This window comes from Bacteroides sedimenti, assembly GCF_040365225.1.
In the GTDB taxonomy this organism is placed as follows: Bacteria; Bacteroidota; Bacteroidia; order Bacteroidales; family Bacteroidaceae; genus Bacteroides; species Bacteroides sedimenti.
On the sequence record NZ_AP028055.1, the window covers coordinates 2892209 to 2908943 of the forward strand.

A 16735-nucleotide genomic window follows, 5' to 3' on the forward strand; every position below is an offset into this window, starting at 1 on the left:
AAATTGAAAGTCATGAAATTTTTAGATAAAAAGGGGATATATGTTTGTGCCTTAGGTTTATTGACATTAACAACTGCCTGCACCGACTGGCTAGAGCCAAAGCCATTATCATTCTTTACGCCCGAAAACTCATTTAATTCTTATGGGGGATTAAAGACGGCAACAGATATGTTGAATAGAGATGTCCGTTATATAGATTATTATCCTACTGGATTTTCTGCACCTCCAGCATTTCTCACTGAACTTGTGTTTTCCGACGTGGCCGTTAACGGAATGACTGACACCAATAATCCTCCTCAGGATTTGAATCGCCAGATAACTCCCAGTGCCAATTTATCAACAGCTGCCAATGCAGGTAGAAGTGGTTTTTATTGGGACAGTATGTATAAAGGTATAAAAGATGCCAATACCATTATTTCTCGTTCCAAAACTGCAACTTTTGACTCTGAAGAACAAAGGAAAGAGGTAGAAGGACTAGCTTATTTTCATCGTGCATATCGCTATTATCGTTTGGTTCATCAGTTTGGCGATGTTCCTTTAATCACAGAGGAGATTACAGAGCCCCGGTATAATTTTTACACTACCAAACGAGAAGTCATTCTTCGGATGATGAAAGAGGACCTGGAAAGAACTGCTCCATATTTGAAGAAAGAAGTTAATAAAGGAATGGTTAGTCAAGCTGCAGCCTATCACCTATTGGCTAAGATAGATTTAGCCTTAGGCGAGTTTGATGCTGCCATCGATGCAACTTCTAAAGTGATTAATGATGGAGTACACTCTTTAATGACCGAACGGTTTGGCATTGACAAGAATGATGCAACAAAGAATGTTATCTGGGATTTGCACCGTTCAGAGAACAAAGCACTACCTGCCAATAAGGAGGTGCTTTATATGGTGCTCGATCGTTTTGGACCTGAAGGTGGTTCAGCAACCGGACTTGAAATAAAACGTCAGGTCTTGCCTATGTATTCAGCCACAAATAATCTTTTGACTCCGGATGGTTTTGCGGGTTTTGTAGATAACGATGAAGTGAAAAATCCATATTTAAAACAATATGGACGTGGAATCTGTACACTACGTTCAACATGGTATCATACACACATGATTTGGACTTTGGACAATACCGACCTTCGTCATGCAAAAGGAAATTGGATGGAAATGTCAGACTTGAATTATAATAATCCTTCTTTAAAAGGAAAGTCTCAGTGGTATGGCAAACCTGTTCAACTAACAGATGCAAAAGGGAAATATTTATGCAAAGATACGATACGAGCATGGGTAGGATGGCCGCATTATAAAGTCTATGTGCCGGATGATACAGAAGCTAACTGGAGAGGGGGACATGCCGATTGGTATATTTTCCGTCTGGCAGAAACTTATCTTTTAAGAGCAGAGGCCTATTACTGGAAAGGCATGAAAGAGGAAGCTGCAGCAGATCTAAATAAAATCCGTGCAAGGGCTCAAGCCAGGCCTTTGACCGCAAGTGAAGTGACAATGAAAACTATCCTGGACGAAAGAGCAAGAGAGCTATTTTATGAAGAACCTCGTAAAACAGAACTGACCCGTATTGCTTATATTTATGCACAAACGGGCAAGGTTGCTGACAATGGCAAGACTTATTCTTTGGACAAATTCTCTGAAAATAACTTTTTCTTTGATCAAATCTCCAAATACTCTGACTTCTATAATAAAGGGGTTAAAACAGCCAAAGGAAACGAATATACAATGAGTCCATATCATGTTCTGTGGCCTATTCCTATAGATGCCATCAAAGTAAATGTTCAGGGGCATATTAATCAAAACAAAGGCTATAGTGGTTCAGAAGACAACATAACACCGCTAGACCACTCTAATTAACTTGAAAATGAAATAAACAGATAAAGGTGGATACTTTGATTTTAAAGGGTGTCCACCTTTAATATAATAAATATAGAAATAATGAAAATAAATTATAGATTTATACTTTTAGGAATTATTTTTTCGTCATCTCTCCCCACGTTTTCACAAATCTCATTTAAAAAATCAGAGGTTAAAAACATAATAAAGAAAGTTGCAGACTGGCAGATTGCTCATCAAAAAGAGGTAAAGCACGGTGAAATCAATTGGACAAATGCAACATTATATCTGGGTATGCTAGAATGGGCAAAAATGGCAGAGGAAGAAGATCAGGACTCTTCTTACTATAAATGGTTGCTGCGCATTGGCTCTCGTAATTATTGGCAGGTAGACCAGCGGATGTACCATGCTGACGATATTGCAATTTCGCAAATATACATTGATTTATACCGGAAATATAAAAAGAATGCAATGATTGTTCCTACGATAGCCCGGGCAGAATGGGTAATGGAGCATCCATCTAAAGGATCTTTCGAATTAGATTATAGTAAACCTAAAACACTGGAACGTTGGACCTGGTGCGATGCATTATTTATGGCACCACCTGTATATGCAAAATTGTATAGACTTACAGGTGATAAGAAGTATATTAAGTTTTTAAACAAGGAATATAAGGCGACTTATGATTATTTGTTTGATAAGAAAGAGAATTTATTTTTCCGAGATTGGCATTATTTTACTCAAAAAGAGGAAAATGGCAAAAAAATATTTTGGGGACGCGGCAATGGCTGGGTACTGGGTGGATTAACGGAGATATTACAAGAATTACCTAAGAAGGATAAAAATCGCAAATTTTACGAAGAACTTTACATAAAATTGTGTACGCGAGTTGCCGAGCTGCAAAATAAAGATGGTTTTTGGCATGCAAGTTTGTTGGACCCCGATTCATATCCTTCACCTGAGACAAGCTGCACAACTTTTAATGTGTACGCAATGGCATATGGCGTTAATGAAGGAATACTGGACAAAAAAGTATTTCTCCCCATTGTAATAAAAGGATGGAAAGCGCTTGTGTCTTCCGTAGATGAAGATGGGAAACTTGGATATGTGCAGCCTGTAGGAGCAGATCCTAAGAAAGTAACCAGAGAGATGACAGAGGTTTTTGGAGTGGGGGCATTTCTGCTTGCCGGTAATCAGATTTACCGAATGGCTGAGTTATAAGAATGTTAACTAGATGATTTAGTTCTATGAAAAAATACATATTTTCAGCTATACTCATTTTTGAAGCATCCATTTTTAATTCATGTTCGGATGATATAACTTCAAATTCGGATAACCCGAAAATTACAGAAACAGAAGAATACTCTCCACAAGGAAATCCAGGTGTACAAGAAGATATAAAACTAATTGTATCAGGAGCAAAGGCATCTTCTTACCAACCAGGCAATGGAATAGAATTATCTTATGATGGTAAATATGACACATTTTATCATTCCAACTGGAGTAATCCTGTTGATTATCCTACAACTCTGGAGTATAATTTTGATAACACCCCGACAATTGATTATTTAGTTTACCATCCTCGAAAAAATGATGTAAGAGGAAACTTTAAAGAGTTCGAGGTGTGGATATCAACAGAAACTGAACCTCTTTTTAAAAAAGTAGGTGTCTATGATTTTAAAGGAGTTGTAACAGCTTCACGAATAAACTTCCCCGACGGATTAAGGAAAGTTAAAGCTGTTCGATTCGTGGTAAACTCTGCAATCAACGAGATTCCGGGATATAAAAAACCGGGGATTACCTCTTGTGGTGAAATGGAATTCTTTGTTAAAGGTCGTTCTTCATATAATCCTTTAAATATTTTTACCGATATGACTTGTTCTGAGCTAAAAACCGGATTCGAACAGAAGAATGTGGATAGCATATCAAATGCTTTTTATAAAAATATAGCTCAACACATGCTCAGAGGGAGCTATCCGCGGGAATACCGTATACAAGAATATAAACCTTATCCCGACCCTACGATTATGGCGGCTGAATGCAAAATATCGCCATATAGTTTACGTGATAACCCAACAGGTATTTCGGTGAGTGAAGGAGAAGAAATGACAGTTATGGTAGGTCCTACCGCACAAAATATCAGTTTACTTATTCAAGATTTGGACAATGGATACGGAGGTAGTGTTTTCCAGTTATCAGAAGGAGTAAATGTATTTAAGGCAGCCAATAAAGGGTTAGCGTATATAATGTATTATACTCCAACAGGAATAGAAAAGCCAGTTAAAATTCACATAGCAACGGGAAAGGTAAATGGCGTGTTTCGCTCCGATAAGCATACTGCTAAAGATTGGGTAAACATACTTAATAAAACAACTGATAAGTATTTGGATGTTGTGGGTGCATATGCACATCTGACTTTCCCTGTAGAGAGTTTTAAAAAATATACATCCGATGGCCTACGCCTGATTCAGGCATATGATTCCATAGTGAAATTTGAACAACGATTCCTGGGACTAGAAAAATATAAAAGAGTGATAAAGAATCATCTGTACTGCCACATTGTTTATACAGATAGTTATATGTATGCTACAGATTATCGCACAGCATACTCTGAACCAACAATGGCAAAGATTCTTGATCCCAATAAACTGACCGGAGGAGACATTTGGGGGCCAGCTCACGAAATGGGGCATATTCATCAAACACGTCCGGGATTTAAATGGGCGGGTATGACTGAAGTCTCTAATAATGTACTTTCTTTGTATGTTCAAAAGTGCTTTGGCAATAAAGCCCGCCTGGAAAATGCAGATGATAAAAGGTATAACAGTATATATGAACAGTCTCTTCACGAGATTGTGGTACCTCATATTGCTCATGGTGCAGCCGGTGACAATGCTTTCTTTCAGAAGCTTGTACCATTCTGGCAGTTACAGCTTTACTGTGCAGGCGTGAAAGGTAAAAATGATTTTTATAAAGATATATATGAAGCAATTAGAGTTAATGCCGATCCTTCAACAAGTGGAAAATGCCAATTGGCTTTCGTGAAGTTATGTTGTGAAATGGCTGGTGAAGATTTGACGGATTTTTTTCAGGCCTGGGGACTATTAAAACCAGTTCAGCTTACAATTAATGACTATGGCAATAAAGACATGACCATTACACAAGAAGAGGTAGAAACAACTTTAGCCGAAATTAAAGCATTAGGACTTACTAAACCTGTAGCTCCTTTTCAGTATATTTGTGAATCGAATTATGATTTGTTTAAGTTAAACAATGCTGTATCAAAAGGAACAGTAACTATTAATGGAACAAAAGTTACGATGAATGGTTGGAAAAATGCCGTAGCATTTGAGGTCTTTAGTAACAACAGCTTAGTGTTTGTTTCACCTTACTCAACATTTGATCTACAAAACAATTATTCAAATCTAAAAATATACGCTGTCTCAGCCAACGGAACACGTACAGAGGCAACTCTATAACATAAATCAATATTATAAACATATGAATAGATTTTTTTTATTATCGGCAATTCTTCTTTATATATTACTATTACCTCCCCCCTTGCAAGGTCGAGAGGTTCTTTCTTTCAACACTGATTGGCAGTTTAAGAAGGGGCCATTTTCGTCAGAGGCTATGCAAGCAGCTCAAAAATGGAATTCAGGATGGGAAAAAGTGGAAATACCTCATACCTGGAATGCAAAGGATATGCAGGTAAGAAGCAATGACTTTTATGAAGGAGTGGGCTATTACAGGAAAACATATTTCTTTCCCGAATCACTTCAAGGGAAACGTGTTTTTCTTCGCTTTGAAGGAGTAGGAGCTTGTTCCGAGGTGTATGTAAACGGAAATTTAGTGGGGACTCATAAGGGAGGATATTCGGCTTTTGCTTGTGAGATAGGAACTGCAATAAAGCCGGGGGCTAACAATGAGATCATTGTAAAGGCAGACAATACTGCACGTCCCGATGTGATTCCTGTGAATCATGGCCTGTTTGGCGTATATGGCGGAATCTATCGTCCGGTTTGGCTCATAATAACAGAAAAAAATAATATCACGGTAACCGACTGCGCCTCTTCGGGAGTATACATTACTCAGAAAAATGTATCAAAGCAACAGGCTGATATAACAGTGAAGGTAAAGCTTGACAATGCAACTCTACAGCCGGTCTCCTTAAAGCTGGAAAATACGATTTACAACCAAGCAGGAAAAAAGGTCTCCAGCGATACACAGTCGTTCGATCTTACACCGCAAGGATCACAGACTTATTTCTCTGCTTTTATCATGAAACAACCTCATTTGTGGCAGGGAAGAAAAGATCCCTATCTGTATAAGGTTGTTTCTCGTCTGATAAAAGACGGACAGGTTATTGACGAAGTGGCACAGCCTCTGGGGGTAAGGAAGTATGAGATTGTTGCCGGCAAAGGCTTCTATCTAAATGGTGAGAAATATCCAATGTACGGAGTTACCCGTCATCAGGACTGGTGGGGACTGGGTAGTGCCTTGAAGAACGAAAACCATGATTCTGACCTTGCCATGATCATGGATATTGGAGCCACAACTGTTCGATTTGCTCACTATCAACAGTCTGAGTACCTTTATTCTCGTTGCGATAGTCTGGGACTGATTATTTGGGCTGAGATTCCTTTTGTGAACAGGGTAACGGGAAAAGAAGCTGAGAATGCACAGACACAGCTTCGGGAAATGATTCGTCAGAGCTTTAACCATCCTTCCATTTATGTTTGGGGATTGCATAATGAGGTTTATCAACCTCACGAATACACAAGTTCTCTAACACAATCCTTGCACGATTTAGCCAAGACTGAAGACCCTGATCGTTTTACCGTTTCTGTGAATGGATATGGACATGCTGAACATCCCGTAAACATGAATGCTGATATACAAGGTATGAATCGTTATTTTGGTTGGTATGAGAAGAAAATAGGTGATATTAAACCTTGGGTGAAAGAAATGGAAAAGAAGTATCCCTACCAGAAACTGATGTTATCAGAATATGGAGCAGATGCTAATATTGCACATCAAACCGAATATTTAGATGAGTCTTTAAACTGGAGCGATCCATTTTATCCTGAAACTTTTCAAACAAAAACACACGAGTACCAATGGAGTGTGATTGCTAACCACCCCTATATTATCGCTTCGTACTTATGGAATATGTTCGACTTTGCTGTTCCAATGTGGACACGAGGAGGAGTTCCGGCAAGAAACCTGAAAGGGTTGGTCACTTTCGACCGAAAAATAAAAAAGGATTCTTATTTCTGGTATAAGGCCAACTGGAGCAAAGAGCCTGTTTTATATCTTACCCAAAGAAGAAACACCAATCGCGAGAAGCAAGTTACATTAGTTACAGTTTACTCAAATGTTGGTGCGCCTAAGGTATACTTAAACGGAAAGGAGCTGACAGGAATAAAGCAAGGATATACCCCTGTACATTATATATTCGATAAGGTAACGTTAGCCAATGGAAAGAATACACTTAAAGCTGTTTCGGTAAAAAATGGCAAGAGTTACGAAGATACGATTGAATGGAATTATACTGGTGAGAAAAAACGTGGAGATGATGCCACAGAAAATGTAGAAGAACATTCAGGCTTCTAAATGAAAAGGGAACAACGAAGGCTAGCCTATCAAAGTTATAAATGATAAAAGTTACTATTAATGTAATTTGGAACAATATTACCACCTAATAAGAACGATTTTGCCACCTGAAGAAATGATACTTTTCATAACTTTGTGGCGTAGTCAATTAACTAAACTGCTTAAAATCTATAAAGATGAAAACAAATTATGAAATTCGCTATGCAGCGCATCCTGAAGATGCGAAAAGCTACGATACAAAAAGAATTCGCAGAGATTTCTTAATCGAAAAAGTTTTTACTCCGAATGAAGTAAATATGGTATATTCCATGTACGACCGTATGGTTGTGGGTGGTGCGATGCCTTGCGGCGAAACCTTAAAACTGGAAGCTATCGATCCATTAAAACAACCTATATTTTTACGTAACCGTGAAATTGGTATGTATAATGTAGGAGGCCCGGGTATTGTAAAGGTAGGTGACACTCAGTTTGAGCTAAACTATAAAGAGGCGCTTTATCTGGGTTCTGGTGACCGCGAAGTCTATTTTGAAAGCAAAGATTCTAACAATCCTGCAAAATTCTATTTCAACTCACTGACCGCACACAGAAATTATCCTGATAAAAAGGTAACTAAACAAGATGCGGTTGTAGCCGAAATGGGCTCTCTAGAAGGATCAAACCACCGTAACATCAACAAGATGATTGTTAACCAGGTATTACCAACCTGCCAGATACAGATGGGTATGACCGAGTTAGCACCGGGAAGTGTATGGAACACCATGCCAGCTCATGTTCATTCACGTCGTATGGAAGCGTACTTCTACTTTGAAGTTCCTGAAGATCAGGCAGTATGCCATTTCATGGGCGAAGTAGACGAAACCCGTCACATCTGGATGAAAGGTGATCAGGCTGTACTCTCTCCCGAATGGTCAATCCACTCGGCAGCAGCTACGCACAACTATACATTTATCTGGGGAATGGGAGGTGAAAACCTCGATTATGGTGATCAGGACTTCTCTGCAATTACTGATCTTAAATAATAACTTAAAAACTATAAGACAATGGTTAATTTTTCATTAGAAGGTAAAATAGCACTTGTAACAGGTGCATCCTATGGAATTGGTTTTGCCTTGGCAAAAGGTTTCGCAGAAGCCGGTGCCACAATTGTTTTCAACGACATCAATCAGGAATTAGTAAATAAAGGTCTGGCTGCTTACGAAGCAGAAGGCATCAAAGCGCACGGATATATATGCGACGTGACTGACGAAGACGCAGTAAATGCTTTAGTAGCACAGATTGAAAAAGAAGTTGGCGTTATTGATATCTTGGTTAACAATGCAGGAATCATCAAACGTATTCCAATGATTGAGATGAGTGCTAAAGATTTCCGCCAGGTTATCGATATCGACTTGAATGGTCCATTCATTGTATCAAAAGCTGTTATCCCATCAATGATTAAGAAAGGTCATGGTAAGATTATCAACATCTGCTCTATGATGAGTGAACTTGGACGTGAAACAGTATCTGCCTATGCAGCTGCTAAGGGTGGTTTGAAGATGTTGACTCGCAACATTGCTTCTGAATATGGTGAATATAACATCCAATGTAATGGCCTTGGTCCAGGATATATTGAAACACCTCAGACTGCTCCGATTCGTACTCCGGGACATCCTTTCAACGAATTCATCATTTCCAAGACTCCGGCTGCTCGTTGGGGAACCCCTGAAGATTTAATGGGGCCAGCCGTATTCTTAGCTTCTGACGCATCCAATTTTGTTAATGGACACGTTCTGTATGTGGATGGTGGTATTCTGGCTTATATAGGCAAACAACCTAAATAAAATAAAAAACCAACCTATGTGCCGATGTAACACTTTAATAGTGCCTGCATCGGCACCCCCTTTTTTCACCTCAAATAATCAAGAATGAAAAAAATACTATTCCTGCTTTTTGCCTCATGCATGGCAATCTCATGCTCAGGCTCAAAAAGCATCAGTGTCAAGGTATCAAATACCTCTTCACTAGACCGCGCTAAAGAGATGGTGGAAGTTTCCATGAATGATATTAATGCAAAGCTTAGCCTTTCAAAAACAGATCAAGTTGTGGTTTTGGATAAATACAATCAGCAACTTCCCTATCAGGTTACTTATGATGGAAACCTAGTATTTCCTACTACGGTGAAAGCGAATTCATCAGAAGATTATACTATCAAAATAGGTTCTCCAAACACCTTCAACACAATTACATGCGGAAAACAATACCCCGAACGGTTGGATGATGTTGCTTGGGAAAATGACCGTATAGCTTTTCGTACCTATGGACCAGCACTTCAAGCAACAGGCGAAAAAGCTTTTGGCTTTGATATCTGGGTAAAACGATGTGAACAGCCTGTTGTGGAAGCAAGATATGCCAAAGAACTGGACAAAAACACCGTGGAAAAGATAAAAAGCCTTGAAAAAACAGATCCTGCTGCAGCAAAAGCGTTGAGGGAAGCCTCTACTTACCATGTGGACCACGGAAACGGACTCGACTTTTATAAAGTGGGACCAACTTTGGGAGCCGGAACATCTGCCTTTCTGATTGATAGCACATTGGTTTATCCATATTGTTATGCAAAACAAGAGGTACTTGATAATGGTCCATTAAGATTTACGGTGAAACTTACCTACAACCCTATAACCATCAAAGGAGATAGCTCCGTGGTTGAAACCCGCATCATTTCTCTGGATGCTGGTTCACAGATGAATAAAATTGCTGTTTCTTATAGTAAAATCAAAGAGATATTACCTCTAGCAACTGGAATTGTAATCCACAAAGGAAGCAACGATTACGCAATGTCGGCAAGTAAAGGATATATTGCCTATGCTGATCCGAAAGATCCAGTAAACGGGCAAATCTACGTAGGAGCTGTATTTCCCGCCAATGTAAAAGAGACCAAAGTACAACTGTTTAAAGGCGCTGAAGCCACAAAAATAAAAGATGGGGCAAACGGACACGTGATGGCTATCAGCGATTACGAAGCTGGTTCGGAATTTATTTATTACTTCGGTGCAGGTTGGAGCAAATGGGGATTCAAGAGCTCGGCCGACTGGTTTAAATATGTAGATGAATTTGCACAGAAAGCACGTTCACCTTTAAGCGTTACAATTAAATAAATTATTTCATCATACAACAAACGAGGGTGTTTCGCAAATGCGATTTCACCCTCGTTTGTTTTGCATCCTCTCTTAGTACAGCTCAAAAAGTCGGTTCTGAAAACACCGGCATCCTGTTGAAAATAAATCCACGGGAAACTATACCATATTTTTGTATATATAGGGGGCTAGTTTAAATCCCCCGTGGCTCATTATCAATCATCTAGTCATAAAAATAAAATAGTAGGACAGAAAACAAGGCGAAGTATTTCTTGTTCGCCCCCAAAATGAGAGTTAAAATATGTTTCATCCCTGATTTTCAACACATTATGACACATTGTTTTTTGACCATTTTTTATGCAAAATAATCCATATTTACATAAAATGGGCTATATATAGTGCAATAAACGGGTTAACTATTTAAATTCACACTTATGTATAACGTAATCATTTGATATAATGAGATTTAATCACACTGTAATTTGATGTAAAATATAATGTATTCAAATAAAGATATATAACATAAAATTCAGGTAAATTCATCGATATATTGACAGATTACTCCTTTAACCCTTGCATGCATGGAAAGAAAAACGGTGGCTTGACCTATCGAAGGGGGAATAATGCTGCTAAAAGCGGTCCGTATTGCAATATAATATCGGGTTAACCCAGAAACCGGTAGAATCTCGCCCATAGGTTCCGGCAATAACGATAATGAATCTATAATAGCTAAAACTTTATTTGATTGAATGCCGCGAATCAGTTTCAGCAAAACTTAAAAGCTAATTGGCTTTAGAGTGGAAGTCGCCGGAATATCACCCATCGGTTTTGGCAATAACCCAGGTAACTGCAAGTTCAATCTAGTCAAAGGTTGGAATTTTTATGCTTCATGAAAATAAAACATAAGGAAAGAACGGGAAATACATGCTTAAAGATTGAGTCAAACATGCCCAAAGATCGGTGAATATATACCTAAAGATCGTGATAATCATAGTGAAAGATCGGGTAAAACATGGTAGGAAGTAGGCAGGACATAAAGTAAGATTAAGCAATACATGCTAAAGGAACGAGCAAAACATGGCGATAGATTGGAAAAACATAACGAGAGTTTGAGCAAAACATGGCGGCAGATTTTAAATTCAAGGCGTAAGATTTTCGGGGAGTGCGTTTGGTTCCGCCAGCAGGCCTGTATATTAGATAGATACAGACCTATTTCAACGGAATGCTGCTTTCATTTGCCGCGCAATTTTACGGGACTTCTCATTATTCTGAAGTAGAGATAATGCGCCTGATAAATCCTGTTTTGCAGTTTCTATCACACATCCCATTATTCCGAAGTAGAAGATCACACCGATGCCACCCACTTCATCCATTTCTAAAGAGGAAGACCTATTGCTTCAGCTGTCTGACCTCCAGATTCTTCATCTCACCTTTGAATCCGGTCAATTTATCGACGATAAACTGAAGCGGGAAGAAGCTGGTGAAGTGATAATACATGGTACTTGAACCACCATTTAACTTCGAACACACTCTTTTCTGTGCAGTCAAATCCTCTACCTGCTTGCCGTTTATGTAAAGCGTCATGCCCTTTACATTGCCTGCGATGCCGATTTTCACCCACTCATTGGTTGGAATCGCACTCTCGAAGGTGAAGGTATACCCTTCGCGAGAAAAGGCAATCTTACCGGTGCTATTCCAGTTTGCATACACCTTTACGTAATCATTGGCAAAAAGGATTGCATCTTTCGGGCTGTCAGCCGACAGATTAAGATCAAATTCAACGGAATATGGATAACCTACCTCATAAATCGGTGTTTCAATAATCCCGTCTCTCCGTTTCTTAATATTAAACCCATTCTCAGAGAGGTCTTTGCTTTTTGGAGAAATAACATCGTACTTTAAGGCCACATCCGATTTGCTTTCAATCTTTCCAGCCAGATTAACCCCCGGTGCTTCAATCATTCTTTTACGTATCTGTTCAAAATCGGCAAATTCAGCCGGTTTGCCTCCATCGTTCCACATTTTCTGAGCAAGAGTCTGCAAAGCGGGCATTGTACGCAAATGGACATCCTTCTGAGAAATTCCATTGCCGCAGTGATCATTCCAAACAGCAAACATCGCACCCGTCAGTCCTGGTTGATCTTTCGGCAATGTCACCTCACGATTAATCTTGGCAACGCTCCAGTTTTTATATATCCATTCTGTATTAAGGAAATCCTGATAGTAACCTGCACCCGGAACAATATAGAGATAAGTGTCACAAGTATTTATTAATTCATATCCATCCTTCAATGAAACAATGGGGTCTACCCAGTCAATGGACCAGGCGTTGACAATAACCCCTTTCGACTTGACGGGAGTCTTGCCGGGAAGCCATTTCAAGCCTCCCCACATGCGTGGCTGCTTATGATAGGATTCTACCAGCTTAAGGTACCTATCAGTAAAATAGCGGTATTTCTCCGCCTCCTTTTTGTTGTATTCATCGGTGCCGATATGGAAGTCTTTCCCTATGAATACGGGATTATCTCCGCCGATGTACTCATCAATCAAGGCATCGCAGAATTTGTAGGTCTCAGGGTTATAAAGATCCAGGTGATCCATTCCATACTCTTTGCTCCCTATCCCCGGTTTATACTGAGTGAACGCCAGTGAATGGGCCGGAATGTCTATTTCGGGGATGATGTTCACTCCAAAATCCGCCGCTTCCTGCTGAAGCTCCGTAAACTCTTTCTTGGAATAGGAGCCATCCTTAGCTGTCAGCCCCGGAAACTTAGTGCTTTCAAGACGGAATGCCGAATAAGTTTTGTTCCAGTCGTTGTCGAAGAACTCAACGAAACCGTTGTCGTTCAAGTGAATCTGAAACTCGTTCATTTTATAGAAAGAGAGGATACGCACGTAGTCTTTCAGGTATTTCATGGGAAAAAACTTACGTCCGCAGTCAAGCATGAATCCCCTTCTGGGATAGTCTGGAAAATCCCTTATCTCCCCTTTCGGGAAATTCGTTCCACCGGTCAGAATCATCTGAAGCAGGGTTCTTGTCGCCCAGAACGCTCCTTTCTTGGTTGGTGCTTCCACTCGTACATAATCCTCTATGTTGATCTTATACCCCTCCTCTCCCAGTGACTTATCGGCTGTGTTCAGTGTGAAATAGATATCGCCCTTGGCAGGTTTGCCATATTTAACCTCATATTTCATTCCCGACATTTCGAGCAGATCGGTCTTGAATTGTTCCACACCGGAAGCAAGCTTTGTTCTGTATTCCGGCTGCACCACCAATCTTCCTTTTTTCTTCAGGAGGAGTTTTCCACTCCCCCCTTTCCACTCTTTCAAAGAAGGAATTACCTGCGGACACTGCTCCTGGGCTTTCAGTGCAGAAACAGCAATAAATAATGATGCAAAAACTAAAGCAATGTGTTTTTTCATGGTTTGTATATTAGCAATCTAAGCTATTTCCCTTTGACAATTTTCTTAATGTCGTTTAGTTTATTCAGTGCCTCAATAGGTGTTAGATTATTTACATCCAGATTTAAGATCTCATCCCTGATCTGACAAAGTACGGGGTCGTCCAGCTGGAAGAAACTAAGCTGCATCCCTTCCCTGTTCTCGCCAACCTCCGAGAGATGCTTGCCCGAAATCCCCTTCTTGCGGTTATCCGATTCCAGCTTATGAAGGATATCATTAGATCGCTTCACAATACTTTTGGGCATACCTGCCATTTTCGCCACATGAATACCAAAGGAGTGCTCGCTCCCACCCCGTTCAAGTTTACGTAGGAATATCACTTTATTATCAATTTCCTTCACTGAAACATTATAATTCTTTATCCGTTTAAAGGACTTCTCCATTTCATTGAGCTCATGGTAATGAGTAGCAAAGAGAGTACGAGCTCTTGCTTTAGGATGCTCGTGAATGTACTCAACAATTGCCCAGGCAATAGAGATACCGTCGTAGGTGGATGTTCCACGACCAAGTTCGTCAAACAGGACAAGGCTTCGTGGGGATATATTATTCAGAATATCGGATGCTTCATTCATCTCGACCATGAATGTAGATTCACCTACCGAAATATTATCACTTGCCCCAACTCGGGTGAATATTTTGTCTACCAACCCTACATGAGCACTTTCAGCTGGCACAAAACTACCTATCTGAGCCAATAGCGTAATAAGGGCAGTCTGCCGAAGCAAAGCTGATTTACCGGCCATATTCGGTCCTGTGATAATGATTATCTGCTGATGTTCCGTGTCAATCGTCACATTGTTGGCAATATATTTCTCGCCTACAGGAAGTTGCTTTTCAATCACAGGATGTCTTCCCTGTTTAATTTCAAGCACATCGTTATCTTCAATGACAGGTCGAATGTATTTGTTTTCAGCTGCAACATTAGCAAAGGACAAAAGACAATCTATCCGGGCAATTTGATTGGCGTTAATTTGGATTGCCGGAATATATTCATTCAAAGAAAGCACCAGATCGTTATAAATACGGGTTTCGAGAACCAGGATTTTATCTTCGGCTCCTAATATTTTCTCTTCATATTCTTTAAGTTCCTGAGTAATATAACGCTCCGCATTGACTAAGGTTTGTTTTCGGATCCATTCTTGCGGCACCTTATCTTTATGGGTATTTCTAACTTCAATAAAGTAACCGAAAACGTTGTTATAAGCAATTTTCAGACTGGGAATTCCTGTTAATTCACTCTCGCGTTGCTGAATCTGCAACAAGTAATCTTTTCCTGAAAAGGCAATTTTTCGCAACTCATCAAGCTCTGAATTCACACCGCTCTTAATTACTCCGCCTTTATTGATCAGTAGAGGCGGATCATTATTTATCTCCCCCTCAATCTTTTCTCGAATGGAAATACAGAGATTAAGCTGCTCCCCTATCCTACTCAGACTCTGATTATCGGCCGATAAACATGCCTCTTTTATGGGTTCTATTGCTCTTAATGCAACTTTCAACTGAACAACCTCTCTTGGAGATACCCTTCCGACAGCCACTTTCGAGATGATTCGTTCCAAATCGCCTATTAAATGTAATTGTTCTTCAATCAGTTCCTTGAACTCAGGATGACGGAAAAAATATTCCACAACATTCAGTCGGTCATTGATTGGCTTTTCATCTTTCAGGGGAAAGACTATCCAACGTTTTAACATTCGGGCACCCATCGGACTAATTGTTCTATCAATCACATTCAACAGGCTTTTCCCTCCGTCATTCATACTTGATATCAATTCAAGATTGCGAACGGTATATTTATCCAAACGCACATATCTGTCTTCTTCAATTCGCGAAAGTGATGTAATGTGGCCAATCTGAGTATGCTGGGTCATGTCCAGATATTGAAGAATTGCTCCAGACGCTACAATTCCGTACTTGAGATGTTCCACCCCAAATCCTTTAAGGCTACTTGTTTCAAAATGCTTGAGTAATCTTTCACGGGCACTTGTTTCGGTAAAGGCCCAGTCTTCTAATTCAAAAGTGAAGAATTTATTTCCAAAGTTACCTTCAAACATCCCCCTTTTGCTACGTTCGAAAAGAACTTCTTTCGGAGCAAAATTATTCAACAGTTTATCTACATAATCAAAAGGTCCTTCTGCTGTAAGAAACTCCCCCGTAGAAATATCCAAAAAAGCTATCCCACATTCATTCTTTCCAAAATGAACTGCAGCCAAAAAATTATTCTCGTTGTAATTTAGAATATTATCGTTAATAGAAACTCCAGGAGTCACCAATTCGGTAATTCCTCGTTTCACCAGTTTTTTTGTTGTTTTAGGATCCTCGAGCTGGTCACAAATTGCAACTCTCTTGCCAGCTCTAATCAGTTTAGGTAAGTATGTATCCAAAGCATGATGGGGGAATCCCGCCATCTCAATTGTTTTAGCTTGTCCGTTTGCTCTTTTGGTCAGTGTAATCCCCAATATTTCAGAAGCGATGATAGCATCTTCAGAATATGTTTCGTAAAAGTCTCCACAACGAAAAAGCATCACCGCATCCGGATGTTTGGCTTTTAGGTCCAGAAACTGTTTCATCATTGGGGTAAGAACTATATCATTTGCCACGGTAAATTCCTCTTATTTTAGTGAATAATAAACGCAAATATAGTTCTTTTAAGAAGAAATCTGGTCGCCAAAAACTTAAAAATTGAACAATTATTTAATCTTTAAAGT

Annotated in this window: 9 protein-coding genes; 7 read left to right on the plus strand and 2 right to left on the minus strand. The window is 39.6% G+C overall.

All coding sequences use genetic code 11. From position 1 onward, the window contains the following. The first annotated feature begins 12 nt into the window (after positions 1–12). The 7 genes from ABWU87_RS11625 to ABWU87_RS11655 all read left to right on the plus strand — a co-directional run bounded on the left by ABWU87_RS11625 (position 13) and on the right by ABWU87_RS11655 (position 10586). The gene (locus ABWU87_RS11625; RefSeq protein WP_353330890.1) at positions 13–1857 is read left to right on the plus strand and encodes a RagB/SusD family nutrient uptake outer membrane protein; all 1845 of its coding nucleotides are present in this window, start codon (positions 13–15) and stop codon (positions 1855–1857) included. 81 nt (positions 1858–1938) lie between these two features. Then, on the plus strand, positions 1939–3057 hold the full coding sequence (locus tag ABWU87_RS11630) for a glycoside hydrolase family 88/105 protein (protein ID WP_353330892.1): 1119 nt from the start codon (positions 1939–1941) through the stop codon (positions 3055–3057). 26 nt (positions 3058–3083) lie between these two features. After that, on the plus strand, positions 3084–5315 hold the full coding sequence (locus ABWU87_RS11635) for a M60 family metallopeptidase (protein ID WP_353330894.1): 2232 nt from the start codon (positions 3084–3086) through the stop codon (positions 5313–5315). Between the two features lie 22 nt (positions 5316–5337). Next, positions 5338–7452 (plus strand): glycoside hydrolase family 2 protein, encoded by a 2115-nt coding sequence (locus tag ABWU87_RS11640; RefSeq protein ID WP_353330896.1) that lies wholly within the window; start codon positions 5338–5340, stop codon positions 7450–7452. Positions 7453–7628: 176 nt separating this feature from the next. Then, a complete protein-coding gene (gene kduI, locus ABWU87_RS11645) occupies positions 7629–8471 on the plus strand; it encodes a 5-dehydro-4-deoxy-D-glucuronate isomerase (RefSeq protein WP_353330898.1) in 843 nt (280 codons plus the stop codon). A 21-nt stretch (positions 8472–8492) separates the two neighbouring features. Beyond that, positions 8493–9272 (plus strand): gluconate 5-dehydrogenase, encoded by a 780-nt coding sequence (locus ABWU87_RS11650; protein WP_353330900.1) that lies wholly within the window; start codon positions 8493–8495, stop codon positions 9270–9272. Between the two features lie 84 nt (positions 9273–9356). Next, positions 9357–10586, plus strand: a complete 1230-nt coding sequence (locus ABWU87_RS11655; protein WP_353330902.1) for a DUF4861 domain-containing protein — start codon at positions 9357–9359, stop codon at positions 10584–10586. A 1368-nt stretch (positions 10587–11954) separates the two neighbouring features. Here ABWU87_RS11655 and ABWU87_RS11660 read toward each other — a convergent pair. After that, positions 11955–13988, minus strand: a complete 2034-nt coding sequence (locus ABWU87_RS11660) for a family 20 glycosylhydrolase (RefSeq protein WP_353330904.1) — start codon at positions 13986–13988, stop codon at positions 11955–11957. A 23-nt stretch (positions 13989–14011) separates the two neighbouring features. Beyond that, positions 14012–16627, minus strand: coding sequence for a DNA mismatch repair protein MutS (mutS, locus tag ABWU87_RS11665; protein ID WP_353330906.1), 2616 nt, complete (start codon positions 16625–16627; stop codon positions 14012–14014). Positions 16628–16735 lie beyond the last annotated feature (108 nt).

Coding starts and splice junctions, on each gene's coding strand:
- ABWU87_RS11625 (WP_353330890.1), top strand. CDS start 13: ATGAAATTTTTAGATAAAAAGGGGATATATGTTTGTGCCTTAGGTTTA.
- ABWU87_RS11655 (WP_353330902.1), top strand. CDS start 9,357: ATGAAAAAAATACTATTCCTGCTTTTTGCCTCATGCATGGCAATCTCA.
- ABWU87_RS11660 (WP_353330904.1), bottom strand. CDS start 13,988: ATGAAAAAACACATTGCTTTAGTTTTTGCATCATTATTTATTGCTGTT.
- ABWU87_RS11630 (WP_353330892.1), top strand. CDS start 1,939: ATGAAAATAAATTATAGATTTATACTTTTAGGAATTATTTTTTCGTCA.
- ABWU87_RS11650 (WP_353330900.1), top strand. CDS start 8,493: ATGGTTAATTTTTCATTAGAAGGTAAAATAGCACTTGTAACAGGTGCA.
- ABWU87_RS11635 (WP_353330894.1), top strand. CDS start 3,084: ATGAAAAAATACATATTTTCAGCTATACTCATTTTTGAAGCATCCATT.
- kduI (WP_353330898.1), top strand. CDS start 7,629: ATGAAAACAAATTATGAAATTCGCTATGCAGCGCATCCTGAAGATGCG.
- ABWU87_RS11640 (WP_353330896.1), top strand. CDS start 5,338: ATGAATAGATTTTTTTTATTATCGGCAATTCTTCTTTATATATTACTA.